This window comes from Streptomyces fulvoviolaceus (assembly GCF_000718165.1).
Lineage (GTDB): Bacteria > Actinomycetota > Actinomycetes > Streptomycetales > Streptomycetaceae > Streptomyces > Streptomyces fulvoviolaceus.
Genome location: NZ_JOEY01000068.1, coordinates 15,893 through 41,233 on the forward strand (window position 1 = coordinate 15,893; position 25,341 = coordinate 41,233).

A 25,341-nucleotide genomic window follows, 5' to 3' on the forward strand; every position below is an offset into this window, starting at 1 on the left:
GCTCACGTCTTTGTGGCCGGGATGGCTGCCAGGTGAACGTAGGAGTAGTGGTCTAGTCAGGTCAATGCGTCTGCGGCGGATTGGGCGTTGGCGGCTTCGGTGGGGGCGTTGGCTCGGGTGTAGGCGTGGGCGGCTTGGAGGTAGTGGGCGCGGGCTTCGGCGGGGCGGTCGGCGCGCTCGTGGGCGATAGCCAGGTTTTGGAGGGCTATGCCTGCCCGGTATTCGTCCTTGAACTCCTGGAAGATCGCCAGAGCCTTGCCGTACGCCTCGATGGCCTCCTCCACCCGGCCCGCTCTCCGAAAGACGATGCCGAGGTCGCTCCACACCATGGCCTCGCGGTGGCGGTCCCCGGCGTCCTGGTGCAGGTCGCGGGCGCGGGTGTGGGCGTCGATGGCCTCCTCCACCCGGCCCGCCTTCCGCAGGGCGTTGCCGAGGTTGTTCCACGCGACGGCCTCACGGTGGCGGTCCCCGGCGTCCTGATACAGATCGCGGGCGCGGGTGTGGGCGTCGATGGCCTCCCTCCCCCGGTCCACATCCTGCAGGGCGAGTCCGAGGTTGTCCCAAGAGATGGCCACGAAGTCGAGGTACTCGGTGTCCTGATACAGATCGCGGGCGCGGGTGTGGGCGTCGATGGCCTCCTCCGCACGGCCCGTCTCCCGTAGGACGAGTCCGAGGTTGTCCCACGCGACGGCCTCGCTGCGACGGTCCCCGGCGCGATGGGCGGCCTCTTGGGCGGTGCCGGCGACGGTGGCCCAGTCGTCGAAGAACCGCCGCCAGACCAGATACTCCGACAGGCACTCGGACAGCCGTACCGCAGTGTCAGCGAACCGTTCCTCCCGTGCCCACTGCACCGCCGCCACCAGCCCCGCCCGCTCCTCATCCAGCCACGCCAACGCCTGCGCCCAGTCCTCAAACCGCTCCGGCTCCGGCCGCCCCGGCAGCCACCGCAACCGGTCATCGGCCGCATCCGCCCACCGGTAGTAGAACGCCAACACCCGTTCCCGCGCTGCCTCCCCCTCTTCCTGCAACCCCGCGTCCCCCGCCACCACACCCGCCCCGAACTCACGCACCAGGTCATGCAACCGCCACCGCACCTCCCCACCTGGCACCGGCACAGGTGTGACCAAGTGCGCAGCTGCCAGCCCTTCCAGCAAGCTGAAAGTTCGGCCATCGGATAGCCCCGCCACCGCCACCGCCGCCTCGCCACTGACCTCAGCCGTAGGAGCCAGGCACAGCAACCGCAGCAACCTGGCCTGCTCCACCCGGAGTTGACCGTAAGCAGCCTCGAACACAGGCCGTACCCCCAGCGCCCGCGTCCGGTCCCCGTCCCCCCGCAGCTCCTCCACCAGCGAAGCAATGCTCCGGTACCGCCGCTCGCGCAGCATGCCCACCGCCATCCGCAGCGCCAGCGGATGGCGGCCGCACAGCGCCCCGAGCTCGGCAACAGCCTCCGGCTCGCGCAGGAACCGGTCGTCACGTCCGTCGGTGAGTCGAAGGGACCTGGCGACGAGGTCGGCCGCGGCCTCCGGCTTGAGGACGTCGAGGTCGAGCAGCCGGGCGTCCAGGGCAGTAAGCCGGTCCCGGGAAGTGATCAGTACCCGGTGGTGATCGGTCCCGGGGACGAGCGGAGTGAACTGGGCCGGGTCCGAGGCGTTGTCGAAGAGCAGCAGCATCGAGCGGCGTTCCTCGGCGAGCAGGCGCTGGTAGAGGGCGTATTGGCTGGGCGGCGTCTGCGGGAGGTCCGCTCCTCGTACGCCGAGGCCCTCCAGCAGTGCGAGCAGCGCCTGGTCCGCCGTAACCGGGTCATCGTCGTACCCCCGGAAGTCCACGAACAACGTCCCGCCCGGAAACCACCCCTCCCGCACGGCCTGACGCGCCGCGTACGACGCCAGCGACGTCTTCCCGATCCCGCCCAGCCCGGACACCGCGCAGATCAGCACGGGCAGGTCGGACTCGGCGGCCGGATCCAGGACCGGCATCAGCTGGGCCAGGTCGTCCTCCCGCCCCGTGAACCCCGCGGGCACCGCCGGCAGCGCGGCCGTCGCGACCGGCACCGGGCCGTGGACCGAGCCGAGGCTTGCGCCGCGTCCTGAACTACCGTTCCCCGTCCCGCCGTCCCACCTGCTTGGCGACGAACGGCCCGTTGAAGGTGCCGCCCCGAAAGTCGAGGTGGTCTCCTCCGTACGTGGAACCGGAATGGGGCCCCTCCTCAGGGTCCTCGGTGCCCCGCCCATCCGACGACCCACGCCCCCTGAACGGCCGTAGCTCCCGCAGCACCGCCACCACAGCCGTCGCCGCACTCGCCGCGGCCCTCGGCTGCCAACCGTCCCCGTCCGCACGGGACTTGCTGCCGTCGGCCCGGTCGCTGATCCCGCGGATCACCAGCGCGTCCCCACCGGCGAGGTCGACCGCGCTCACGACTCCCGACCCCTCCATCTCGATGGCGGCCGCGTCGTTGTAGTACTTCCGGAGGTGCTCGGCGAGCGCGGACTTCGCCGCCGCCAGCACCACATCCCCCGCCGCGATCGGCTTCAGATGCGCTCGTGGATCGTCCCGCAGCGCATCCCGCGCCGCAGCGGCCAGCCGGTGCGAAGCACGCCATGCCTCCGGCCGTACGAAGAAACCCTCCTCCGTCTCCTTGCCGCCGTGGACCGCGTACACCTTGGTCGCCACCACGACATCCCCCAGCGCGATGTCGCTCTTCAGCCCCCCGGCGACCCCGACGAAGAACACCGCCTCGGGTTCCAGCCACTCCATCACCCGCTCGGTGAGCGCCGCGGCCGTCAGGTTTCCCTCGCCCAGCTCCACGAGCGCGACGGACCAGTCCGTGCCGGGCAGCCGCCCCACCTCGGCCCTGGTGCCACGGCGATGCTCGCGCTTGCGGAGGTCCGTGAGGTGACCCCGTACGGCCCTGTACTCCAACGGCAACGCGGTCAGCACCGCGACAGTGGGTTGCGACTCAGACACTCACCTAAGGTACTTCCAAGTCGCCTGCACACACCGTGTGTTGGCACCGACAAGGCAAAGTCAGGGGAGTCGAGGCGGAGTGCCGGATCAGGACGTCACCGTGGGCCAGCTGCTCCTGGCCGAGTATCAGACCGTCAAGGACGAGCAGAAGACCCGTATCGGCTTCCGCGACAACCTCCTCTACGTCACCCTCACCATCGTCGCCGCCGTCATCGCCGCCACCGCGCAGGCCAAGCAGTCCGCCATGCTGCTCGCCCTCCCGCCCGTGTGTGTCGTCCTCGGCTGGACCTACCTCGTCAACGACGAGAAGATCTCCGCGATCGGCAGACACATACGTGAGGACCTCGGGCCCAGGCTCACCCGACTCGCCCAAGCAGAGCGTGTCTTCACCTGGGAGACCGCCCACCGCTCCGACCCCCGCCGCCGCTCCCGCAAGGCCATCCAGTGCGCGATCGACCTGCTGGCCTTCTGCGTCGTCCCGCTCGCCGGTCTCGTCGTCTACTGGGCGGCGGGCCAGACCAGCCCCGGTCTGCTCGTCCTCTCCGTCTTCGAGGCGCTGGCCGTGAGTGGTCTGGCAACTCAAGTCGTCCTCTATGCACGGCCGTTCGGCCAGGACACCTCTACTGCTGTTTGACCCACCGATACTGCAACTCAGGCCGCCCCACAGCCCCGTACTGCGGACTCCGAGCCGCCCTCCCCGCATCCACAAGATGCTCCAGATACCGCCGAGCGGTGATGCGAGAAATCCCCACCACTTCGGCCAGCCCTGTAGCGGTGAGCCCCTCCGAACAATCCCGCAGCGCCACAGTCACCCGCTCCAAGGTCGGCGCACTCAGCCCTTTGGGCAGCGCCGCAGGCCCCGGCGCCCGCAAAGTGGCCAACGCCCGGTCCACCTCGTCCTGCCCGCTCGCCTCACCCGCCGCCGCGTGGAACTCGGCGTACCGCACCAGCCGATCCCGCAACGTGGCGAAGGTGAACGGCTTCAGCACGTACTGGACGACCCCCAGCGAGACCCCCTCCCGCACGACCGTGAGGTCCCGTGCCGAAGTCACCGCGATGACGTCCGCCTGAAGCCCCGCCGCCCGCAGGGAACGTGCCAGCTGCAGGCCGTGCACGTCCGGCAGGTGCAGGTCCAGCAGCAGCAGGTCCACCGCCGTGCGCTCCAGCACGCGCCGCGCCTCCGCCCCGCTGTGCGCCTTGCCCACGGCCGTGAAGCCCTGGACGCGGTTGACGTACATGACGTGTGCGTCGGCGGCGACGGGGTCGTCCTCGACGACCAGGACACGGATGGGCTGCTCACTCGTCATGCGTCGCCTCCAGGGACCGTACTGCCGGAGACGGCGGCACGTTCGGACGAACGGTCTTCGCCCCCCAACGGCAACCGCACCTCGAACTCTGCCCCACCGCCGTCCGCCTCCGAGACCGACAGCGTCCCCTCACGCCGATTGACGGCCTGCCGCACCAACGCCAGCCCCAGCCCCCGCCCGCCCGGCCCCGCCGGCTTCGTCGAGAACCCCCGCTGGAACACCGCCTCGGCGTGGGCCGGGTCCACCCCCGCCCCCGTGTCCGACACCCGCAGCACCAGCTCACCACCGTCGGTGTAGGCGGTCACCGTCACCTGCCCCCGCAGACTCCCCTGCGCCGCGTCCACCGCGTTGTCGATCAGGTTGCCGAGGATGGTGACCAGATCCCGCGCGGGCAGCGACGGCGGCAGCAGCCCGTCGTCCAGGCGGCTGTCCTCCGACACCACCAGCTCCACGCCCCGCTCGTTCGCCTGCGCGGTCTTGCCGAGCAGCAGCGCCGCGAGCACCGGTTCGCTCACCGCCGCCACCACCTGGTCGGTCAACGCCTGCGCGAGTTCCAACTCGGCCGTCGCGAAGTCCACGGCCTGTTCCGCCCGCCCCAGCTCGATCAGCGAGACGACCGTATGGAGCCGGTTCGCCGCCTCGTGGGCCTGCGAGCGGAGTGCCTGGGTGAAGCCGCGCTCCGAGTCCAACTCGCCCATCAGGGACTGGAGTTCGGTCACGTCGCGCAACGTCACCACCGTGCCTCGGCGTTCACCGCCCGACACCGGTGACGTGTTCACCACCAGCACCCGGTCCGCCGTCAGATGCACCTCGTCCACCCGCGGCTCCGACGCGAGCAGTGCACCCGTCAGCGGGGCGGGCAGCCCGAGGTCCGCGACCGACCTGCCCACCACCTCGTCCTCGGAGGACACACCCAGCAGCTCCTGTGCGCCGTCGTTGATCAGCGCCACACGGTACTGCCCGTCGAGCATCAGCAGCCCCTCGCGTACGGCGTGCAGCGCGGCCTGGTGGTAGTCGTGCATGTGGCTGAGCTCGGCCGCGTTCAGGCCGCGGGTGTGGCGGCGCAGGCGGGCGTTGATGACGTACGTCCCCACCGCGCCCAGCGCCAGCGCGCCCGCCGCGACGCCGAGCAGGGCCGTGAGCTGGCTCTCCACCCGCTTGCTGACCGCCTCGACCGTGATGCCGGCGCTGACCAGGCCGACGATCCGGCCGTCCGACTTGATCGGGGTGACCGCGCGGACCGAGGCGCCCAGGGTGCCCGTGTAGGTCTCGGTGAAGGTGTCGCCCGCCAGGGCGGGGGCGATGTTGCCCTTGAACTTCTTGCCGATCTGCTTCTTGTCCGGGTGGGTCCAGCGGATCCCCTCGGGATTCATGATCGTGACGAAGTCGACCTCGGAGTCCCGCATCACCCGCAGCGCGTACGGCTGGAGCTCGACCGTGGGGTGGGAGGTGCGGATCTCCTCCCACACGAAGGGGGAGTCCGCCACCGAGCGGGCCACCGCCTTCGCCTGGCGGGCCGCGGCGTCCTCGGCCTGGCTGCGGTCGCTGACGTAGGTGAACAGTGCGTAACCCACCACGACCACCGCTATCAGCACGGCCTGCATGGCGAACAGCTGCCCGGCCAGGCTGCGGGGTCTCGGTACGGGGATGCGCATGTCGACAGTGTGCCTCCGACGTTAAGTGTGAACTAAATGAACGGAAGGGTGACCGCCCTCACAGGGCAGGAGATAGTCACCACATTCCTCAAAAGCCCGGACGTGAGCCGCACTCCGGTCATGCCGACGAAGACGTCAAGGAGGGCAGCCGTGGCCGCCAGCACCCCCGATACGGCACCTGCCGCACCCGCAGCAAAGCGGGACCGCACCCACTATCTCTACATCGCGGTGATCGTCGCGGTCGCCATCGGCATCGCCGTCGGTCTGATCGCGCCGGACTTCGCGGTGGAGCTGAAGCCCATCGGTACCGGGTTCGTGAACCTGATCAAGATGATGATCTCGCCGATCATCTTCTGCACCATCGTGCTGGGCATCGGCTCGGTCCGGAAGGCCGCCAAGGTCGGTGCGGTCGGCGGTATCGCGCTGGCCTACTTCACGGTCATGTCGATGGTCGCGCTGGGCATCGGCCTGGTCGTCGGCAACATCCTGGAGCCGGGCACCGGCCTCGCCGTGACCGACGCGGTCAAGGACGCCGGTCACGCCCAGATCGACGCGGAGGCCAAGGACACCACGGAGTTCCTGCTCGGCATCATCCCGAAGACGTTCGTCTCCGCCTTCACCGAGGGCGAGGTGCTGCAGACCCTGCTGATCGCTCTGCTCGTCGGCTTCGCGCTGCAGGCCATGGGCTCCGTCGGGCAGCCGATCCTGCGGGGTGTCGAGCACATCCAGCGGCTCGTCTTCCGCGTCCTCGCCATGGTGATGTGGGCCGCCCCGGTCGGCGCCTTCGGCGCGATGGCCGCCGTCGTCGGCTCCGCGGGCGTCGACGCCCTCAAGAGCCTCGCCGTCCTGATGCTCGGCTTCTACGTCACCTGCTTCCTGTTCGTCTTCATCGTGCTCGGCACGCTGCTGCGGGTCGTCGCCGGCCTGAACATCCTCACGCTCTTCAGGTACCTGAGCCGTGAGTTCCTGCTGATCCTGTCGACCTCCTCCTCCGAGTCCGCGCTGCCGCGGGTCATCGCCAAGATGGAGCACCTGGGCGTCAGCAAGCCGGTGGTCGGCATCACCATCCCGACCGGCTACTCCTTCAACCTCGACGGCACCATGATCTACATGACCATGGCCTCGCTGTTCGTCGCCGACGCCATGGGCACGCCGATGGCGGTCAGTGAGCAGATCCCGCTGCTGCTGTTCCTGTTCGTCGCCTCGAAGGGCGCGGCGGGCGTGACCGGTGCGGGTCTCGCCACCCTGGCGGGTGGCCTCCAGTCCCACAAGCCCGCCCTGGTGGACGGCATCGGCCTGATCGTCGGCATCGACCGCTTCATGAGCGAGGCCCGCGCCCTGACCAACTTCGCGGGCAACTCCGTCGCCACCGTCCTGATCGGCACCTGGACCAAGGAGATCGACCGCGAGCGCGTCGACCAGGTCCTCGCCGGACACATCCCCTTCGACGAGAAGACGCTCCTCGACACCGGTGACGACGTCCCGGTGGACGTCCCCGAGCAGGGCGGCGAGAAGGAGCTGGCCAAGGCCTGACGGGCCGCGATGAGCCGGGCCGGGCCCGGCCTGAACCCGGGCCCGCCCCACCACTCCGGGCGGCCGAGTACTCCCCCGTAGCTCGGCCGCCCGGTCACAACTCAATCGCTCAGCTTCGCCACCAGCGCGGTGGCACGAGAGGCGGGTACGCCCGACGCGGTCAGAACGGTGACCGCGGCGGAGCGGCCCGCCTCTTCCGCTGCCAGCAGCCCGTCGTTCACCGCCTCCATCAGCGCGAACACCATCTGCTCGTGGACGTACGCCAGGGCCGGCGCGGGCAGTGGGGAGACCAGGACGCCCTCGTCCAGACCGCGCCGCAGCAGCCCGGCGCAGGACTCGCGCACGGGGGCGAGGCGCTCACGGATGCCCTGCACGGTCACGCTGCGCTGCGCGAGCGCGACCAGGATGCGATAGCGGTCGGCGACCTTCCAGACCGCGAGGATGGAGCCGGCCAGGGCCTCGGGCAGGTCCTCGCCCCCCTCGCGACCCGCCGCGTGCGCGGCGGCCACCGCTTCGACGGCACCGTCGACGAGCGTGCCGATCAGCGCCTCACGGCTGGGGAAGTGCCCGTACACCGTCCGCCGTACGACGCCGGCGGCGCGCGCGATCTGGTCCATGGACGCGTCGGGGTCGCGCAGCAGCTCGGCGAGCGCGACGTCGAGGATGCGGCGGCGGTTGGCGTCGGCGCGGCTGGTGTTGCCCGTGGTCATGGACGCCATTGTGCCCTTCCTTCATCGACTTGCACAGCGCTGTGCAACAACGTAGATTGCACATCGTTGTGCAAGTGCACACTACTGTGCAAGTCTGCTGAGGAAGGCCACCCCTGCCATGCGACTCGTCATGACCGAACCGGTCGAGAGGATGGACCGCCCCTACGCCCGGCGCTGGTGGGCGCTTCTCGTCCTCTGCCTGAGCCTGCTGATCATCGTGATGGCGAACACCGCCCTCACGGTCGCGGCCCCCGCCATGACCGAGGACCTCGGCCTGTCCAGCGCCGACCTGCAGTGGGTCATCGACGGCTACACCGTCCCGTACGCCGCGCTGATGCTGCTGCTCGGCGCGATCGGCGACAAGTACAGCCGTCGTGGCGCGCTCCTGCTCGGCCTCGTCCTCTTCGGCGGCGGCGCCGTCTTCGGCTCCTTCGCCGACAGTTCCACGACGGTCATCGCGGCCCGCGCGGTGATGGGCGCCGGCGCCGCGATGATCATGCCCGCGACGCTCTCCCTGCTCGCCGCCACCTTCCCGCGCGCCGAACGCGCCAAGGCGATCACGGTGTGGGCCGCCACCTCCGGCGTGGCCATCGCGGCGGGTCCGCTGGTCGCGGGCGCGCTCCTGGAGAACCACAGCTGGTCGTCGACCTTCCTGATCAACGTCCCCGTCGCCGCCGTCGCGATCGTCGGCGCCCTCGTCCTCGTACCGCCGTCCAAGGCCGCGCGGCAGGGGCGGATCGACTACGTCGGCGGACTGCTGTCGGTCGTGTGGATCGGCGCGCTGATCTACATGATCATCGAAGGTCCGCACTTCGGCTGGGGCGTCAAGGCGGTCACCGCCGCGGTGATCTCGGGCGTGGGCCTCGTCGCCTTCGTCGTCTGGGAGCTGCGCCACCCGCGCCCCCTCGTCGACGTCCGCCGCTTCGCCGACCGCGGCTTCTCCGGCGCCAACCTCGCCGTCGCCCTGTTCTTCCTGGCCGTCTTCGGCGCCTTCTACTACCTCACCCAGCACCTGCAGTTCGTCCTCGGCTACAGCGCCCTGGACACCGGCCTGCGCCTGCTGCCCCTCGCCGGCGCCGTCTTCGTCGGCTCGGCCCTGACCGGCTATCTGACGCCGCGGCTCGGCATGAAGTGGACGGTCACCGCGGGCATGGTCGGCGGCACCGTCGCGATGGCCCTGCTCGCGCAGGTCGACTCGAGTTCGTCGTACGGCGATTTCGTCGCCCCCCTCATCGCCCTGGGCCTGGCGATAGGCCTCGCCGCCTCGCCCTGCGCGGACGCGATCATGGGCAAGTTCCCCGAGTCCGAACTGGGCGTCGGCGGCGCGGTGAACGACACCTCGACGGAGCTCGGCGGCTCGCTCGGCATCGCGATCCTCGGCTCGCTGCTGGCGACCTCGTACTCCGACCACCTCTCCGACGCCACCGCCGGCAGCAAGCTCTCCGCCGCCACCCTGTCCTCGGCCCAGGACTCGGTGGGCGCCGGATACACGGTCGCCCAGGGCATCGGCGAGAAGGCCCAGCAGGTCGCCGCGCAGGCGGCGAAGGCGACCGACCCCCAGCAGGCGGCCCAGTTGAAGGCGCAGGCCGAGCAACTCGCCGCCAGTGCCAAGCAGATGAGCGAGGCGGTCGGCTCCTCCTTCTCCGACGCGGTCGCCCACACCAGCCTGATCGGCGCGGTGATCCTGGGCGTCGGCACGGTGCTGGTCGCGCTGCTGCTGCCGGGCAAGGGGAAGGACGCAGAGCCGGCCGAACAGCCGGAGGAGTCGGAAAGGGAACTGGTCGGCAGCAGCTGACTCACCGAACTCTTACCCCGCCCCACTAGCCTGCCGTGCCGGACGACCGGCACGGCAGGCTCATGCGGAGGCACACGGGGGATGAAGATCGACTGGGACCGGCGGACGTGTGCGCGCCGAGGGCACGCGACGTACGCGCCGGACGAAACCCGCCTGCGTGAACGGCTGCACGCCGAGACCGCCCTCGGCGCGGCCTGGCGCTGTCTGCGCTGCGGCGACTTCGCCCTCGGCGACCCGCACGGCTCGGGGCCCGCGGAGAACGCACCCCTCGTCCCGCGCGGCAAGGTCCTGCGCGACCTGTTCATCCTCCGCTTCCTCGCGATCGAGCGGGCGGTGCGCGGGGTGTTCATCGTGCTGGTGGCGCTGGCCGTGTGGAAGTTCAGCAACAGCCAGGACGCGGTGCGCCGGCTCTTCGACGAGTATCTCGACGTCTTCCGCCCCGTCTTCAAGCACTTCCACTACGACCTCGACCACTCACCGGTCGTCGGCACCATCCAGAAGACCTTCGGCTACCGGCACAACACGCTGCTGCTGGTCGCCGTACTGCTCCTGGCGTACGCCCTGATCGAACTCGTCGAGGCCGTCGGCCTCTGGTACGCCAAACGCTGGGCGGAGTATCTGACGGTGGTCGCCACCGCCGCCTTCCTCCCCCTGGAGATCTACGAACTCACCGAGCACATCAGCTGGTTGAAGATCGCCACGCTGGTGCTCAACGTCCTCGCCGTGGTCTACATCCTGGTGGCCAAGCGCCTGTTCGGCCTGCGGGGCGGACACCGGGCCTTCGAGGAGGAGCGGCAGACCGCCTCGTTCCTCGAAGTCGAGGAAGCCGCCAAGGTCCCTGTCCAGGCCCACGGGTCGGCGACGGTGCGCTCCGCCGGGCTGGGCGGTTGAGGGGTGCGGCTTGCGGCTCGTTCTCGGGCTGCGGGTCCGTCGTGGCTGGTCGCGCCGTTCCCCGCGCCCAGCGTCCTGCACCCCGCGCGCCTGTCTTCGCTCCCAGCGCTGCCCGCAACCGCCCCCCGAGTCCGGCTGACCCGCCGCCTGCTGGGAGTGCGGGGCGGTACTGATGTCGACGCTAGTCCTGGGCAGCCGCATCGAGCCGCGCCAGCTCCTCCTCGCCCAGCATCAGATCCGCCGCCCCCGCCGAGTCCCGGATCGTCTCGGGGCGGGTCGCTCCCGGGATGGGGATCACGGTCGGAGACCTCGCCAACAGCCAGGCGAGGCAGACCTGTTGGGGGCTGACCCCGCGCTCGGTCGCGACCTCGTGGAAGGCGCCGTAGCGCGACAGGCCCTCGATGCCCGACGGCCCGTCCAGCGAGCTGCGCGAGATGCCGCCCAGCGGGCTCCACGGCAGGAAGGCCAGTCCGAGCTCCGCGCACAGCCGCAGCTCGGCCTCGCTGTCCCGCACCTCCGGCGAGTACTGGTTCTGCACCGACACCAGGCGGTCGCCGAGGATCCCGCGGGCCACGCGGATCTGCTCCACATCGGTGTTGGAGGCGCCGGCCAGCCGGATCTTGCCCTCGTCCAGCAGCTCCCGCAGCGCGCCGACCGACTCCTCGAAGGGCACCGCCGGGTCGGGCTTGTGCAGCTGGTAGAGGCCGATGGCCTCGACCCCGAGCCGCTTCAGCGATCCTTCGGCGGCCGCCTTCAGATGCCGGGGCGTGCCGGTCACCGTCCAGCTGCCGTCGGCCGGTCTGCCTTGGCCGCCCTTCGTCGCGACCAGCACGTCGGAGGTGTCACCGCCGTAGGCGGCGAGGGCGCGGGCCACCAGGAGTTCGTTGTGACCGGGTGCGCCGCCCGGCAGGTGGTAGGAGTCGGCCGTGTCCAGGAGGGTCACGCCGGCGTCGAGCGCGGCGTGCACGGTGGCCAGGGCGCGGGCCTCGTCCGGGTGTCCCTCGATCGACAGGGGCATCGCGCCCAGTCCTACGGCGCTCACGTGCAGGTCACCAAGGGTGCGGTACCGCATGTCAGTTGCCGCCCTTTCCGAGCGTCTCCGCCACGGCCCTCGGCAGCCACCGCCGTACGTCGCCGAAGGTGAAACCGAGCCTCGTGGCCCGGGAGTTGTCCATGCCGTAGGAACGGAAGAAGGAGAACGGCGAGACCTCGCCGACCTCGACGGACCGGAGCACGACCTTGTCCTCGGGGAGGTGCCCGGCCACCGCCTCGCACAGCTCCTCGGTGGTCAGCACCCCGTGGGAGGCGGCGTTGACCGGCCCCGTGAAGTTCTCGCCGGCCGCCCAGGCCAGGAAGTCGGCGACCTCCTCGACGTGGATGTAGGTGGCGGGCCGGTTCGCCACCGGGACCGCGATCGGCTCGCCCGTGCGGATCCGGTCGGCGTAGTGCTGGAGCCGTTCCGTGAAGTCGTCCTCCCCGCCCAGCACATGGGCCACGCGGACGGCCGTATGAGCGAACTCCGGACCGCCGGCCGCCGCGAACACCGCCTCCGCCTGCCGTTTGCCCTCGCCGTAGTGGCTGTCGAGGAACTCCGGGTCGTCCCAGGGGAGTTCGAGGTCGACGGTCACGCCCAGGGGATCGACGGCCTCCTCCCGTACGAGCGTGAGCGAGTCCTCGTACTCGTACACCTCTACCGTCGAGGTCATCACGTAGCGGTGGGTGCGTCCGGCGAGGACCCGGCGGGCGATCGCCGCCTGGCGCGGGGTGTAGCAGACCTGGTCGACGACGACGTCGAAAGCGAGTGAACCGAGCGCGTCATGGAGAGACTTCTCGTCATTTCGGTCGGCGACGAGATGAATGGTGCCGGCGGGCGGCGGGGACGAGCCGCGATTCAGGACCGTCACCCGGTCCCCGGCAGCCAGCAACCGTGCGATCAGTCGTTTGCCGAAATAGCGGTTGCCGCCGATGACCAGTATCTCTCGCGCCTTCTTCATGACCATAATTATCCCGGCGTACACACCCGTTCTGAAGGGGGAACCATGGGAGTTCAGGCCGCCGCACCAAAAGAACCACGGCATCTGCGCGCCACCGCCAGCGAAACGTCGGTGGCCTTCGACGCCCTGGACCGGCAGATCCTGGAGCTGCTCCAGACCGACGGCCGGATCAAGCTCAGCGAGCTGGGCCGCAGGGTCCGGCTCAGCCCGGCGGCGGTCACCGAGCGGGTGCGGCGGCTGGAGGCGGCGGGCGTGATCAGCGGCTACGGCGCCCAGGTCGTCCCGGCCCGCCTCGGGTACGGCATCCAGGCGTTCATCCGGGTCAACCCGCACGGCGGCTACAACCTGAAGCACCCCAGGACCCTGGAACTGATGGAGCGCCCCGAGATCACCGAGGTGCACCACGTGGTCGGCGAGGACTGCTGGATCCTCAAGGTCGCCGTCCGGGACACCGTCCATCTGGAGGAGGTCCTGGAGGAGGTCTCCGTGCTGGGGCGCACGACGACCTCGATCGTGCTGACGTCCCCCGTGGAGCGGAAGCCGCTGTTGCCTTGACGTCGGCGTCAAGGATTACGGTCGTGGACATGCGCATCGGCGAGCTGGCCGCTCGGGCCGGGACCACTACCCGGACGCTGCGGTACTACGAGTCACGGGGCCTGCTGCCCGCCCGGCGGAACGGCAACGGATACCGGACGTACGACGAGGGCGATCTGAAGCTGCTCCGGCAGATCAGGACGCTCCAGGACTTCGGGTTCGACCTGGAGGAGACGCGGCCCTTCGTCGAGTGTCTGCGGGCCGGCCATCCGGAGGGCGACTCGTGTCCCGCGTCGCTCGCGGTCTACCGGCGGAAGCTGGGCGAACTGGACGCGCTGATCGGCGAGTTGCAGGCCGTGCGCGCCCAGGTCGGCGAGCAGCTGGACAGGGCCGAGCGGGCGCGGGACGAGCTGGCGGCCGAGGCGATGTTGTCGGGGGGTCCGGGGGGTCCGGATCCGGAGTGCGAACTGGGAGGGCGGACACGGTGATCAAGGCGGCGGGTGTGGCCGAGGTGACGGACGCGGACTTCGCGGCGGAGGTGATCGGGGCGGAGCTGCCGGTGCTGGTGGAGTTCACCGCCGACTGGTGCCCGCCGTGCCGGCAGATGGGGCCGGTGCTCACCGCCCTGGCCGCGGAGGAGGGCGAGCGGCTGAAGGTGGTCCAGCTGGACGTGGACACCAACCCGGAGACGACGAACGCGTACAAGGTGCTGTCGATGCCGACGTTCATGGTCTTCCGGGGCGGTGAGCCGGTGAAGGCGATGGTGGGGGCGCGGCCGAAGCGGCGGCTCCTGGAGGAGCTGGCTGACGTGCTGTAACTCCGCCCATTCACGAAAAAATCCCCTGAGCAATTGCGCTCGGGGGATTTCTTTGCGTATATTCAATGGTTCGTGACTTCAAGGGAATTGGGTCACGAAGAAGTTCAGTGAGCACAGCATATCTGCCCGGGAGTGGAATTGTCAAACAGCGATGAAATTCGTGGTGAGCAAGAATTCATCGACGGGCTGTACGCGCGCGTGGACGCCCTGCGCGGGGACACCGAGGCGGGCGTCACGGACGCGCTCGCCCAGGGCAACACGCCCATGCAGGCCCGCCTGGAACGGGACATCCTGGTCGCCGAGCGCTCGGGGTTGCTGACCGCGCTGAACGCCGTGGACGGCTCGCTCTGCTTCGGTCGGATCGACTTCACCTCGGGCACCAGCCACCACATCGGCCGTATCGGCCTGCGCACGGAGGATGCCGAGCGCACGCCGATCCTGATCGACTGGCGGGCCGGCGTAGCCCGCCCCTTCTACCTGGCCACCGGCCACACCCCGATGGGCCTGCGCCGGCGCCGGCACCTCACCACCGAGGGCCGCCAGGTCACCGCCCTCCACGACGAGATCCTCGACCTGGGGGACCAGGAGAGGACCGGCCACGAGGACCCGACCGGCGACGCCGTCCTGCTCGCCGCGCTCAACTCCGCGCGCACCGGCCGGATGAGCGACATCGTGCAGACCATCCAGGCCGAGCAGGACGAGATCATCCGGGCGCCGTACCGCGGAGTGCTGGTGGTCGAGGGCGGCCCGGGCACGGGCAAGACGGCCGTCGCCCTCCACCGGGCCGCGTACCTGCTGTACGAACACCGGGAGTTGCTCGCCAAGCGGGCCGTCCTCATCGTCGGCCCCAACCCCGCCTTCCTCGGCTACATCGCCGAGGTGCTGCCCTCGCTCGGTGAGACGGGCGTGCTGCTCGCGACGGTCGGCGAGCTGTTCCCCGGTGTGAAGGCCAAGGCGAGCGACACCCGTGAGGCGGCCGCGGTGAAGGGCCGCGCCGACATGGCGGACGTGCTCGCCGAGGTCGTCCGCGACTGGCAGGCGCTGCCCGACCCGGTGATCGCGATCGAGCACGACCGCGAGATCCTGATGCTCGACGACGGCCTGGTGGCGATGGCCCGCGAGCGCACCCGCGCCGCCGACCTGCCGCACAACGCCGCCCGCGAGCACTTCGAGGGCCACATCCTCAACACGCTCACCGACATGGTCGCCGAACGCATCGGCACGGACCCCTTCGACGGTACGAATCTGCTGGACCCGAGCGACATCACGCAGATCCGCGAGGAGCTCGCCGAGAACCCCGAAGTCTGGGCCGCCATCGACCAGTTGTGGCCGCGCCTGACCCCGCAGCGCCTGGTCGCGGACTTCCTCGCCGACCCCGTGGGCTACGTGTCCGACGACGACGCGGCCGTCATCCGCCGCCCGGTGACCCGGACGTGGACGGTGGCGGACGTACCGCTGCTCGACGAGGCGGCCGAACTGCTCGGTGTCGACGACCGGCTGCGGCAGGCGCGGGCGGAACGGGAGCGGGAGACGCAGGTCGCCTACGCGCAGGGCGTCCTCGACGTCTCGTACGCCTCGCGCACCTACGAGTTCGAGGACAAGGACGAGGAGGACTCCGAGGTCCTGTCCGCGCACGACATCATCGACGCCGAGCGGTTCGCCGAGCGGCACGAGGAGGACGACCACCGCAGCGCCGCCGAGCGTGCGGCGGCCGACCGGACCTGGGCGTTCGGGCACATCATCGTCGACGAGGCGCAGGAGCTGTCGCCGATGGCGTGGCGGCTGCTCATGCGGCGCAGCCCGACCCGCTCGATGACGCTCGTCGGCGATCCGGCGCAGACCGCGGAGGCGGCGGGCGTCGGCTCGTGGGCGGGGATCCTTGAGCCGTATGTCGAGGACCGCTACGAGCACACCCGTCTCGGCGTCAACTACCGCACCCCGGCCGAGATCATGGAGGTCGCGGCGGCGGTGGTCCGCGCCGAGCACCCGGACTTCGAACCGCCGAGTTCGGTCCGTTCGACCGGCGTACGGCCGTGGGCGCGCGCGACCGACGACCTGCCCGGCGCGGTGGCCAAGGCGGTCGAGGAGCTGACGCCCGCCGAGGGCCGGCTCGCGGTCATCGCCCCGCGCGGCCTGCACCGGAAACTGGCGGCACAGCTGGACGGGGTGACGGCGGGCGCGGAACCCGACCTGACGCAGTCCGTCGTCCTGCTCGACCCCCGCCAGTCGAAGGGGCTGGAGTTCGACTCCGTGCTCGTGGTGGAGCCGGGCCGGTACGGCACCAGTGACCTGTACGTGGCGCTGACGCGGGCGACACAGCGGCTGGGGGTGCTGCACAGCCGTCCGCTGCCGAAGGCGCTGGCCGACGCGTTCGCGTAACCGGGCATCACCAAGGCGTAACAGTTCATGCCGTGGTCACCGCTTGTGTACGGCCGGTGCGGTAAGCGTGTGCGGTATGGAAGCCCACCGCCACGCGACCCCACCGGCCGACGGCCCCTCGCTCGGGTCGCTGCCCGTGGAGCCGCTGCTCACCTCCGAGTTCGACAGCGACCCGGGCGCGGTGTACGAGCGGCTGCGGCGCACGTACGGTCCCGTCGCGCCGGTCGGCCTGATGGGCGTACCGGTCTGGCTGGTGCTCGGGTACACCGAGGTCACGGAGGTGCTGCGGAACGAGGGCCAGTGGCGGCGGGACATCCGGTACTGGCGGGCGCGCGCCGAGGGGCGGCTGCCGCGGGACTGGCCGCTGCTCGCCGGTTACGAGGTACGGCAGATGATGTTCATGGACGAGGAGGAGCACCGGGCGGCCCGCCGCACCCACCACTCGGCGCTCAGCCCCTTCCAGGAGGCGCGCAGCCCCGAGGGCTGGGAACTGCGGGCCGCCGTCGCCCGGTACGCGGACGAACTCGTGGCCATGCTCGCGGCGGAGTCGGGTTCCGTCGGTTTCGCCGACCTGGGCGCGCAGTACACGCGCCCGCTGCTGCTCATGGTGACGACGAAGCTGTTCGGCTGTCCCGTCGAGCTGGGTGACGAACTGGTCATGGACCTGTGGCGGATGCTGGACGGGGGGCCGGACTCGGGGGCGGCCACGGGGCGTGCGCTGGCCGCGTTCACCCGGCTCGCCGCGCACCGGCGGGCCCGGCCGGGAGACGATCTGACGTCCTACATGATGCTGGCCGACCCGGATCTGACCGACGAACAGCTCGGGCGGGAGCTGTTCATGAACGCCGTCTATCTCAACGACATCACCGGCAACATGGTCCTCAACACGTTGCTGGAGGTGCTCCGGGGCAACGCCACCGTGCGGCGCAGCCTGTCCGCAGGGCAACTCGGCGAAACGGTCAACCGGGCCGCGCTCGCCAACCCGCCCGTCGCCAACATGTGCTTCCGGTTCGCGGCGCGGGACGTGCAGTTGGGGAAGGTGTGGGTGCGGGCCGGGGACGCGGTCTCGCCGTCCGCCGCGGCCGCGCACCGGGATCTGTTGGCGATCAGCTCCTCCCATCTGGTGGGTTCCACGGTCTCGACCCGGGCGCATCTGGGGTGGGGCGCGGGCCCGCACCAGTGCCCCAGCGCTGCGCGCGAGCTGGGCGGGATGATCGTCTCGACGGCTGTAGGGCGGGTCCTCGACCACTTCGCCCGTGCGGAACTGACCCTGCCGCCGGACCAGTTGCCCTGGCGGTCGGGGCCGGTGGTGCGGGGGTTGCGGGTGCTGCCGGTGCGGTACGAGCTGGCGCGGGGTGCGGGTGCCGCGCGGCGGGCGGAGCCGTCGACGTCGGACGCGGGGGGCTCCGACAGCCAGGCTCGGGGGTTGTTGGCCGCCCTGCGCAAGCTCATGTTCGGCGGCAAGAAGGTCTGAGCTGCTGCTGGTTGCGTGGTTCGTTGGCTGCGGGCCGGTGGGGGCTGGTCGCGCCCACGCGGCGGAGCCGCATATCGATACAGCCCCGCGCCCCTTCGGGGCGCTGCCGTACCGCACCTGACTTTCGCCAGGTCTGCTCAGGCCGGGTACGGCGCCGTCTCGCGCGCCGTGCGAAGCGCCCCCGCCCACCAGGACAGCTGCTCCAGCAGGGTCTTGGCGTACCCCGGAGCCTCCGGGTCGAGCGGGCGGCCGTCCTGCCATGCGGTGAAGTAGTTCGGGAAGGCGAGGCCGTCGCGGACGGTCACCGCGTGCAGTTCGGTGAGCACGTTCTCCAGGTGCAGCACCGCGTGCCGGCCGCCCGCCGCACCGCCGTAGCTGACGAAGGCGACGGGCTTGGCCGTCCACTGGGTGAAGTGCCAGTCGATGGCGGCCTTGAGAGAGGCCGGGTAGCTGTGGTTGTACTCCGGGGTGACCACGATGAAGGCGTCCGCGCTCTCCAGCGCCGACGTCAGCGCTGCCATCCCGGCCGGGCGGGGGTAGTCGTCGCCGGCGTACTTCGGCGAGGCGGCGGGAAGCGACAGCGGGACGTCGATCCCGGCCAGGTCGACGACCTCCACGTCGAAACCACCGTGGGCGTCGGCCTGTTCGGCGACCCAGGAGGCCACGACCGGGCCGAACCGCCCTTCCCGGACGCTTCCGACGACGATCGCGAGCCTGTGCTTGTTGGTGTCCATGCCCACCACGATCGGACCGCGTCGGGACGGTAGCCAGACCGTGCTCAGGCTGGCCCCCGCAGGGCCACCCTGAACCCTCCGCGGTCAGCGGGCGGCGCCCTATGCTCGGGGCATGGGGACGCCATTGGGGGATTTCGTCCGGGCCAAGCGCGACAGCATCCAGCCGGAATCGCTGGGACTGCCGGACCGCGGCCGGCGCCGGTCACCGGGTCTGCGGCGCTCGGACCTCGCGACGCGGGCCGGCATCAGCGTCGAGTACCTGACCCGCATCGAGCAGGGCCGGGACCGCAATCCCTCGGTGGCCGTGGTCAACGCCCTCGCGGACGGGCTCAGCCTGGACCCCGCGGAGCGCGACCATCTGCGCTACCTGGCGAAGATCACCGGCGGCGAATGCGTCGCGCACGCCCGGCCCACGGCACCGTCCCGACAGGTGCGGCCGTCCGTCCTGCGGACGCTCCGCCTCCTCGAGCCGGGCATCGCCCTGGTGACCAACCGGCTGGGCGACGTCCTCGCGTACACCGCCGCGTACGAGTCGGTGACGAGCGGAACCGGGCTGCTCGACGCCGAGGCCCCGAACCTCACCCGCTATGTCTTCACCGACCCCCGCGCCCGGACGTTCTTCGCCGACTGGGACGAGGTCGCGGACGAGCAGGCCTTCGACCTGTGGCTCGGACCATCCGCCGAGAACTCCGAGTGGTTCACCGCCGAGCTCGCGCCCGTCGCCGGCCCCGACTTCACCCGCCGGTACAACCGCCACGTGGTCCCGCCGCGCGGGGTCCTGCGGCTGCGCCATCCCTCCGGGCGCGAGCTCAGCCTGATCCGGGAGACACTCGAACTCACCGCGGACGCACAGCAGTTGGTCGTCCTCCTGCCCGCGGACGAGAGTACGGCACGGGCGGTGGAGGAACTCCGCGACCGACCCCATGGCCGGCTCCGGGCCATCTCGTAACCGTCACAGCCCTCCGGTCACGCCGGCCGCAGCCACACCGTCGCCAGCGGAGGCAGCGTCAGCAGGACGCTAGCCGGGCGGCCGTGCCAGCTCTGGGGCTCCGGCTTGATGACGTCAGGATTCGTCACGTCGCCGCCGCCGTACTTGGCGAGGTCGGTGTTGAGGGACTCGTGCCAGGCCGGGATGTCCTCGGGGGCGCCCAGGCGGTAGTCGTGGCGGACGACCGGGGAGAAGTTGGAGACCGCGAGCAACGGGGTGCCGTCCGCGTCGTAGCGCAGAAAGGCGAAGACGTTGTCCTCCACCGCGTCCCCGACCACCCACTGGAAGCCGGCGGGGTCCGTGTCGCGCTGCCAGAGTGCCGGGGTGTGGCGGTAGACGATGTTGAGGTCCCGGACCAGGTCCCGTACCCCTCGGTGGTCCGCCTCCGCCCCGTAGGCCGGGTCCAGCAGCCACCAGTCCGGGCCGTGCGCCTCCGACCACTCGGCGCCCTGCGCGAACTCCTGGCCCATGAAGAGGAGTTGCTTGCCGGGGTGCGCCCACATGAAGCCCAGATACGCGCGGGTGGTGGCGCGCTGCTGCCACCAGTCGCCCGGCATCTTCGACACCAGCGACCGCTTGCCGTGGACGACCTCGTCGTGCGAGATCGGCAGCACGTAGTTCTCGCTGTACGCGTACACCATCGAGAAGGTCATCTCATGGTGGTGGTACTTGCGGTGGACCGGTTCGTGCTGGGCGTAGTCCAGCGAGTCGTGCATCCATCCCATGTTCCACTTCAGGCCGAAGCCGAGGCCCCCGAACCCGCCCGGGCCGATGTGGTGGGTGGCGCGCGTGACGCCGTCCCAGGCCGTGGACTCCTCCGCGATCGTCACCACGCCCGGCACCCGCCGGTACACCGTGGCGTTCATCTCCTGGAGGAAGTCGACCGCGTCCAGGTTCTCCCGGCCGCCGTGCTCGTTCGGGAGCCACTGGCCGGGCTCGCGGGAGTAGTCGAGGTAGAGCATGGAGGCGACGGCGTCCACGCGCAGCCCGTCGATGTGGAACTCCTCGCACCAGTAAATGGCGTTGGCGACAAGGAAGTTGCGCACCTCGCGGCGGCCGTAGTCGAACTCCAGCGTGCCCCAGTCGGGGTGTGCGGCCCGGAGCGGGTCCTCGTGCTCGTACAGGGTCCGGCCGTCGAACTCGGCCAACGCCCAGTCGTCGCGCGGGAAGTGCGCCGGCACCCAGTCCATCAGGACGCCGATCCCGGCCTGGTGCAGGGCGTCGACCAGGTACTTGAAGTCGTCGGGGGTGCCGAGGCGTGCGGTGGGCGCGTAGAAGCCGGTGACCTGGTAGCCCCAGGAGCCGCCGAAGGGGTGCTCGGCGACCGGCATCAGCTCGACGTGGGTGAAGCCCAGGTCCTTGACGTAGGCAGGCAGCTGGTCAGCGAGTTGACGGTACGTCAGCCCCGGGCGCCAGGAGGCCAGATGGACCTCGTACACCGAGAACGGCGCCTCGTGCGCGGGCGCGCCCCCGCGCTGCTCCAGCCACGCCCCGTCGTGCCACTCGTGGTGCGAGGCGTGGATGATCGAGGAGGTGTTCGGCGGGACCTCCGTGCGGCGGGCCAGCGGGTCGGCGCGCAGGGTCTTCGAACCGTCGGGCCGGGTGATCTCGAACTTGTACAGCTCGCCCTCGCCGATGCCGGGCACGAACAGCTCCCAGACCCCGGTGGAACCGAGCGAGCGCATCGCGAACGCCGAGCCGTCCCAGAAGTTGAAGGTGCCGGCCACCCGCACACCACGCGCGTTCGGCGCCCACACCGTGAACCGGGTGCCGGTCACGCCCCCGTGGATCATCGGCTCCGCACCCAGCGCCGTCCACAGCTGCTCGTGCCGGCCCTCGCCGATCAGATGCAGGTCGAGGTCGCCCAGCGCGGGCAGGAAACCGTACGCGTCCTCGACGTCCTGGACCGTCCCCTCGTACGCCACGAGCAGCCGGTAGGAAGGGACCTCCCGCAGTGGCAGCAGGCCCGAGAAGAAGCCGTCCCCGTCGTCGTGGAGTTCGGCCCGCAGGTCACCGGCGACGACGGTGACGGACAGCGCGTACGGCCGGAAGGCGCGGAACGCGATCCCGCCGGGGACCGCGTGGGCGCCGAGCACTCCGTGCGGGTCGTGGTGGGTGCCGGCGAGGAGGCGCTCGCGGTCATGGGCGTCGACGGCGGGGGAGACGACGGTCTCGGCCTCGAGAGGCTGCGGTGCCGGCGGGGTCTGCTTCGCGGGAGCCTTCTTCGCCGTCTTCTTCACAGCGGCTGCCTTCTTGGCCGTGGCCTTCTTCTCCGCCGCCTTCTTGGGCGCGGCCGCCTTCCCCGAGGTCTTCTTCTCCACGGCCTTCTTCGCGCTTTTCGCCGCTTGCGCGGCCTTCTTCTTCGGATCCGAACCGCTGGACGGGGGGCGGGGGGTCACGAGTGGAGCCTCCTCGGCGAAAGTCGGTCGATCGCGGCCATCGGCACGGGCAGCCAGTCGGGGCGGTGGCGGGCCTCGTAGACGACCTCGTAGATCGCCTTGTCCGTCTCGTGGGCGCGCAGCAGCACCGGGTCGGTCCGCGGGTCGACGCCGCTGACCTCGGCGTATCCGGAGCAGTACGCGGCCCGGCAGGCCTCGGCCCAGCCCGGTACCGGCGGGTCGGCCGAGTGGGCCGCGTAGTCGAAGGAGCGGAGCATCCCCGCGATGTCGCGGGCGGGCGGTTGCGGCAGCCGCCGTTCGGACAGCGGCTTGGACGGCTCGCCCTCGAAGTCGATCAGCGTCCACTCACCGGCGGGCGAGCGCAGACACTGGCCGAGGTGCAGATCGCCGTGGATGCGCTGCGCGGTCCAGGTGCCGCCCTCGGCGGCCAGATCGGCCAGCGCGGTGAACGCGGAGTGCAGCCCGGGCGCGTACGGCCGCAGCGCCGGCACCGCCTGCACGGCGGCCTCCAGCCGCTCGATCATGCCGTCGACCAGCAGCTGCAGCTGCTGATGGCCGAGGGTCACCGTGGGCAGCGCCCGGGCGAGCGCCGTGTGCACCTCGGCCGTGGCCCGCCCCAGCGACCGCGCCTCGGCACTGAAGTCCTCGCCCTTGGCCAGCTCGCGCAGCGCCAGCTCCCAGCCGTCGGACGCGCCCTGCACGAACGGCTGCAGCACGCCGAGGACGTACGGCTCACCGGCCAGCTCCGCCCGCAGCCACCCCGTCGGCGCGGGGACCCGGGGGCAGCCCTCCCGGGCCAGCGCCAGCGGCAGCTCCAGGTCGGGGTTGACGCCGGGCACGATCCGGCGCAACAGCTTCAGAATGAACGTATCTCCGTAGACGATCGACGAGTTGGACTGCTCGGCGGTCATCACCCGGGCCACCAGCCCGTCCCGGATCTCCTGGTCCGGGTCCCGCTCGAAACGCAGCCCGCCGATGCGGGCGCGGGTACGGATCGCCTCCAGGAGCAGCTCGGCGGGCAGTGGGTCGTAGAGGGCCTCGTAGACCGTGTGTCCGGCGAGCGGTCCCTCGTCGAGGTGTCCGATCAGCGCGGGCGCCAGCCGGGGCGGCAGCGCCTCGCGCACGCCTATGAGGAGCTGGTAGCAGTCTCCCGGGTGGGCCGGGCTGCCCAGCGTGAGCGGCTGGTGGGCGCGCACCAGCAGGTGGTGGAGACTCGACTTCGCGGTGGGCGGCAGCAGTTCGGTGGCCGCGACCAGCGAGAACCCGGTGATCGGACGCCCCTTGCCCGCGAACCAGCGCTGTCGTGGCAGCCACTCCCGCAGGAGTGGGTCCAGTGACGCGAGGAGGCTGGGACTGGTCTGGCCGGAAAGTGTGACAGTTTCCGCCATGGCGTCACATTCCTTTCCCCGGGGGTGGTCGGGGTGTTACTGATGCGTGCCCCGGGCGGGACGGTGGAAACCGCCCCGTCCCGGGGTTCTGGATGCGCTACGCGACTTCCTTGCGGAGCCGGAACCAGTAGAAGCCGTGCCCGCCGAGCGTCAGCAAGTACGGCAGTTCACCGACGGCCGGAAACCGCACCCCGCCGAACAGCTCGACCGGGTGCCGCCCGTTGAACGCGCTCAGGTCCAGCTCCGTCGGCTGCGCGAACCGGGAGAAGTTGTGCACGCACAGGACGAGATCGTCCTCGTACTCCCTCAGGAACGCGATGACCGCCGGGTTGGAGGACGGGAGCTCGGTGTAGGAGCCGAGGCCGAAGGCGGGGTTCTGCTTGCGGATCTCGATCATGCGGCGGGTCCAGTGCAGCAGCGAGGAGGGCGACGACATCGACGCCTCGACGTTGGTGACCTGGTAGCCGTAGACCGGATCCATGATGGTCGGCAGATACAGCCGGCCGGGGTCGCAGGACGAAAAACCTGCGTTGCGATCCGGTGTCCACTGCATCGGCGTGCGGACGGCGTCGCGGTCGCCGAGCCAGATGTTGTCGCCCATGCCGATCTCGTCGCCGTAGTAGAGGATCGGCGAGCCGGGGAGGGACAGCAGCGCGGGGGTCTTTGGCGTATTCCGCCCACATGTAGTCGCGTTCCTCGTCGGTGACCATTTCGAGGGTCCACCGTGTCCGGGTAGTGGGCGTCGATCTCCTTCCGGACCCGCTTGAGGAACTCGTGGGTCGCCGGAAGGTTTTCGCAGTTGGTGCCCTCCTGCTGGTACAGGTAGGGCACGGCGTCGAGGCGGAAGCCGTCGATGCCGAGGTCCAGCCAGAACCGCAGCGCGGAGGTGATCTCCTCCTGCACGGCCGGGTTCTCGTAGTTGAGATCCGGCTGGTGGGAGAAGAAGCGGTGCCAGTAGTACTGCTTGCGGATCGGGTCGAAGGTCCAGTTGGAGGCCTCGGTGTCGACGAAGATGATCCGGGCGTCCTGGTACTGCTTGTCGTCGTCGGCCCAGACGTAGTAGTCGCCGTACGGCCCGTCGGGGTCCTTCCTCGACTCCTGGAACCACGGGTGCTGGTCGCTGGTGTGGTTCATGACGAAGTCGATGATGACGCGCATCCCGCGCTGGTGGGCGGAGTCGACGAACTCCACGAAGTCGGCCAGGTCACCGAACTCGGGCAGCACGGCGGTGTAGTCCGAGACGTCGTAACCGCCGTCCCGTAGCGGTGACTTGAAGAACGGCGGCAGCCAGAGGCAGTCGACGCCGAGCCACTGCAGATAGTCGAGCTTGGCGGTCAGGCCCTTGAGGTCGCCGACGCCGTCGCCGTTGCTCTGCCCCAGTGATAGGTCTCGCCGGTGAGCTCGTCGCGCACCGGCACCGACTCGTGCCATTCCAGGCCGAGTTGCGGCATGTCCAACGAGACCGTGGCCTCCTGGGTGTGGTGGGGATCGAGGTTCGCGACCACCAGAACCGTGTTCGATCCCCGCCGCTTCGAATACGCGATCACCTCCTCCTTGTCCGTCTGGTGGAAGTGGAGATCGCGCAACTGCCGCAGGGCCGGATTCTCGCGCCTGATGGTGTTGAGGCGGGTGATGAGGGGGGCGATGGTGTCGCCGGTCTCCCAGTTGCGGTGTTTGATCTGGTATTTCTCCGAGTCGAGGTATTCCTCGCTGCCGTCCCGCAGCGGGGTGTTCTCGCAGAGTTCGTAGCCGGAGTAGATGCCCCAGGTGGGGGAG

General features: G+C 70.5%; 20 protein-coding genes and 2 pseudogenes. 10 read left to right on the plus strand and 12 right to left on the minus strand.

The annotated features are described in order from the left end of the window. Positions 1 to 56: 56 nt before the first annotated feature. Positions 57 to 1,979 (minus strand): tetratricopeptide repeat protein, encoded by a 1,923-nt coding sequence (locus tag IG08_RS0146685; RefSeq protein ID WP_078656020.1) that lies wholly within the window; start codon positions 1,977 to 1,979, stop codon positions 57 to 59. 115 nt (positions 1,980 to 2,094) lie between these two features. Further along, positions 2,095 to 2,967 (minus strand): 5'-methylthioadenosine/S-adenosylhomocysteine nucleosidase, encoded by an 873-nt coding sequence (locus IG08_RS0146690; RefSeq protein ID WP_043456941.1) that lies wholly within the window; start codon positions 2,965 to 2,967, stop codon positions 2,095 to 2,097. Between the two features lie 79 nt (positions 2,968 to 3,046). Between IG08_RS0146690 and IG08_RS0146695 the strand changes: the two genes are divergently transcribed. Continuing rightward, complete coding sequence (locus tag IG08_RS0146695; RefSeq protein ID WP_030618731.1) at positions 3,047 to 3,601, plus strand: hypothetical protein; 555 nt, start codon at positions 3,047 to 3,049, stop codon at positions 3,599 to 3,601. Here the strand turns inward: IG08_RS0146695 and IG08_RS0146700 are convergent. Further along, positions 3,588 to 4,274 carry a response regulator gene (locus tag IG08_RS0146700; RefSeq protein ID WP_030618734.1) on the minus strand — a complete coding sequence of 229 codons (687 nt, stop codon included), beginning with the start codon at positions 4,272 to 4,274 and terminating at the stop codon, positions 3,588 to 3,590. The genes IG08_RS0146695 and IG08_RS0146700 overlap by 14 nt on opposite strands. After that, positions 4,271 to 5,929 (minus strand): sensor histidine kinase, encoded by a 1,659-nt coding sequence (locus IG08_RS0146705; protein WP_030618737.1) that lies wholly within the window; start codon positions 5,927 to 5,929, stop codon positions 4,271 to 4,273. The genes IG08_RS0146700 and IG08_RS0146705 overlap by 4 nt, the downstream gene beginning before the upstream one ends. Before the next feature lie 150 nt (positions 5,930 to 6,079). On the opposite strand from IG08_RS0146705, the gene IG08_RS0146715 reads away from it, so the two are divergent. Next, positions 6,080 to 7,462 carry a cation:dicarboxylate symporter family transporter gene (locus IG08_RS0146715; protein WP_030618740.1) on the plus strand — a complete coding sequence of 461 codons (1,383 nt, stop codon included), beginning with the start codon at positions 6,080 to 6,082 and terminating at the stop codon, positions 7,460 to 7,462. Positions 7,463 to 7,563: 101 nt separating this feature from the next. On the opposite strand, the gene IG08_RS0146720 is transcribed toward IG08_RS0146715, so the two are convergent. After that, positions 7,564 to 8,181: a TetR/AcrR family transcriptional regulator gene (locus tag IG08_RS0146720; protein ID WP_063757843.1), complete on the minus strand. Its 618-nt coding sequence runs from the start codon at positions 8,179 to 8,181 to the stop codon at positions 7,564 to 7,566. A 109-nt stretch (positions 8,182 to 8,290) separates the two neighbouring features. Between IG08_RS0146720 and IG08_RS0146725 the strand changes: the two genes are divergently transcribed. After that, positions 8,291 to 9,967 (plus strand): MFS transporter, encoded by a 1,677-nt coding sequence (locus IG08_RS0146725; protein WP_030618746.1) that lies wholly within the window; start codon positions 8,291 to 8,293, stop codon positions 9,965 to 9,967. A gap of 81 nt (positions 9,968 to 10,048) precedes the next feature. Then, on the plus strand, positions 10,049 to 10,858 hold the full coding sequence (locus IG08_RS0146730; protein ID WP_043456944.1) for a DUF2127 domain-containing protein: 810 nt from the start codon (positions 10,049 to 10,051) through the stop codon (positions 10,856 to 10,858). A gap of 181 nt (positions 10,859 to 11,039) precedes the next feature. On the opposite strand, the gene IG08_RS0146735 is transcribed toward IG08_RS0146730, so the two are convergent. After that, positions 11,040 to 11,930, minus strand: coding sequence for an aldo/keto reductase (locus tag IG08_RS0146735; RefSeq protein ID WP_030618749.1), 891 nt, complete (start codon positions 11,928 to 11,930; stop codon positions 11,040 to 11,042). A 1-nt stretch (position 11,931) separates the two neighbouring features. After that, positions 11,932 to 12,852, minus strand: a complete 921-nt coding sequence (locus IG08_RS0146740; RefSeq protein ID WP_030618751.1) for an NAD-dependent epimerase/dehydratase family protein — start codon at positions 12,850 to 12,852, stop codon at positions 11,932 to 11,934. Between the two features lie 45 nt (positions 12,853 to 12,897). Between IG08_RS0146740 and IG08_RS0146745 the strand changes: the two genes are divergently transcribed. From IG08_RS0146745 to IG08_RS0146765, 5 genes are all read left to right on the plus strand, one after another. Further along, the gene (locus IG08_RS0146745; RefSeq protein WP_030618754.1) at positions 12,898 to 13,407 is read left to right on the plus strand and encodes an Lrp/AsnC family transcriptional regulator; all 510 of its coding nucleotides are present in this window, start codon (positions 12,898 to 12,900) and stop codon (positions 13,405 to 13,407) included. Positions 13,408 to 13,436: 29 nt separating this feature from the next. Continuing rightward, positions 13,437 to 13,874 (plus strand): MerR family transcriptional regulator, encoded by a 438-nt coding sequence (locus IG08_RS0146750; protein WP_030618757.1) that lies wholly within the window; start codon positions 13,437 to 13,439, stop codon positions 13,872 to 13,874. A 14-nt stretch (positions 13,875 to 13,888) separates the two neighbouring features. Continuing rightward, complete coding sequence (locus IG08_RS0146755) at positions 13,889 to 14,203, plus strand: thioredoxin family protein (RefSeq protein WP_043456954.1); 315 nt, start codon at positions 13,889 to 13,891, stop codon at positions 14,201 to 14,203. 156 nt (positions 14,204 to 14,359) lie between these two features. Continuing rightward, positions 14,360 to 16,582, plus strand: a complete 2,223-nt coding sequence (locus IG08_RS0146760; RefSeq protein ID WP_043456956.1) for a HelD family protein — start codon at positions 14,360 to 14,362, stop codon at positions 16,580 to 16,582. A gap of 76 nt (positions 16,583 to 16,658) precedes the next feature. Beyond that, on the plus strand, positions 16,659 to 18,056 hold the full coding sequence (locus tag IG08_RS0146765; RefSeq protein WP_030618768.1) for a cytochrome P450 family protein: 1,398 nt from the start codon (positions 16,659 to 16,661) through the stop codon (positions 18,054 to 18,056). A gap of 137 nt (positions 18,057 to 18,193) precedes the next feature. Here the strand turns inward: IG08_RS0146765 and IG08_RS0146770 are convergent, their stop codons facing one another. After that, positions 18,194 to 18,790, minus strand: coding sequence for an NADPH-dependent FMN reductase (locus tag IG08_RS0146770; protein ID WP_030618771.1), 597 nt, complete (start codon positions 18,788 to 18,790; stop codon positions 18,194 to 18,196). A 112-nt stretch (positions 18,791 to 18,902) separates the two neighbouring features. Here IG08_RS0146770 and IG08_RS0146775 point away from each other — a divergent pair, with 112 nt between their 5' ends. After that, positions 18,903 to 19,739 carry a helix-turn-helix domain-containing protein gene (locus IG08_RS0146775; protein ID WP_030618775.1) on the plus strand — a complete coding sequence of 279 codons (837 nt, stop codon included), beginning with the start codon at positions 18,903 to 18,905 and terminating at the stop codon, positions 19,737 to 19,739. A 17-nt stretch (positions 19,740 to 19,756) separates the two neighbouring features. On the opposite strand, the gene glgB is transcribed toward IG08_RS0146775, so the two are convergent. The 4 genes and pseudogenes from glgB to IG08_RS0146795 form a co-directional block, all read right to left on the minus strand. Beyond that, positions 19,757 to 22,177, minus strand: a complete 2,421-nt coding sequence (glgB, locus tag IG08_RS0146780; protein ID WP_078656019.1) for a 1,4-alpha-glucan branching enzyme — start codon at positions 22,175 to 22,177, stop codon at positions 19,757 to 19,759. Continuing rightward, a complete protein-coding gene (locus IG08_RS0146785; RefSeq protein WP_030618781.1) occupies positions 22,174 to 23,565 on the minus strand; it encodes a maltokinase N-terminal cap-like domain-containing protein in 1,392 nt (463 codons plus the stop codon). The genes glgB and IG08_RS0146785 overlap by 4 nt, the downstream gene beginning before the upstream one ends. 97 nt (positions 23,566 to 23,662) lie before the next feature. Continuing rightward, a pseudogene (locus IG08_RS61915) lies at positions 23,663 to 24,948 on the minus strand (alpha-amylase family glycosyl hydrolase); the annotation flags it as partial. Continuing rightward, positions 24,900 to 25,341: pseudogene (locus IG08_RS0146795) on the minus strand (alpha-1,4-glucan--maltose-1-phosphate maltosyltransferase); the annotation flags it as partial. The pseudogenes IG08_RS61915 and IG08_RS0146795, both read right to left, overlap by 49 nt.

Coding starts and splice junctions, on each gene's coding strand:
- IG08_RS0146685 (WP_078656020.1), bottom strand. CDS start 1,979: ATGCCGGTCCTGGATCCGGCCGCCGAGTCCGACCTGCCCGTGCTGATC.
- IG08_RS0146700 (WP_030618734.1), bottom strand. CDS start 4,274: ATGACGAGTGAGCAGCCCATCCGTGTCCTGGTCGTCGAGGACGACCCC.
- IG08_RS0146705 (WP_030618737.1), bottom strand. CDS start 5,929: ATGCGCATCCCCGTACCGAGACCCCGCAGCCTGGCCGGGCAGCTGTTC.
- IG08_RS0146720 (WP_063757843.1), bottom strand. CDS start 8,181: ATGGCGTCCATGACCACGGGCAACACCAGCCGCGCCGACGCCAACCGC.
- IG08_RS0146725 (WP_030618746.1), top strand. CDS start 8,291: ATGCGACTCGTCATGACCGAACCGGTCGAGAGGATGGACCGCCCCTAC.
- IG08_RS0146730 (WP_043456944.1), top strand. CDS start 10,049: ATGAAGATCGACTGGGACCGGCGGACGTGTGCGCGCCGAGGGCACGCG.
- IG08_RS0146735 (WP_030618749.1), bottom strand. CDS start 11,930: ATGCGGTACCGCACCCTTGGTGACCTGCACGTGAGCGCCGTAGGACTG.
- IG08_RS0146740 (WP_030618751.1), bottom strand. CDS start 12,852: ATGAAGAAGGCGCGAGAGATACTGGTCATCGGCGGCAACCGCTATTTC.
- IG08_RS0146745 (WP_030618754.1), top strand. CDS start 12,898: ATGGGAGTTCAGGCCGCCGCACCAAAAGAACCACGGCATCTGCGCGCC.
- IG08_RS0146750 (WP_030618757.1), top strand. CDS start 13,437: ATGCGCATCGGCGAGCTGGCCGCTCGGGCCGGGACCACTACCCGGACG.
- IG08_RS0146765 (WP_030618768.1), top strand. CDS start 16,659: ATGGAAGCCCACCGCCACGCGACCCCACCGGCCGACGGCCCCTCGCTC.
- IG08_RS0146770 (WP_030618771.1), bottom strand. CDS start 18,790: ATGGACACCAACAAGCACAGGCTCGCGATCGTCGTCGGAAGCGTCCGG.
- IG08_RS0146775 (WP_030618775.1), top strand. CDS start 18,903: ATGGGGACGCCATTGGGGGATTTCGTCCGGGCCAAGCGCGACAGCATC.
- IG08_RS0146785 (WP_030618781.1), bottom strand. CDS start 23,565: ATGGCGGAAACTGTCACACTTTCCGGCCAGACCAGTCCCAGCCTCCTC.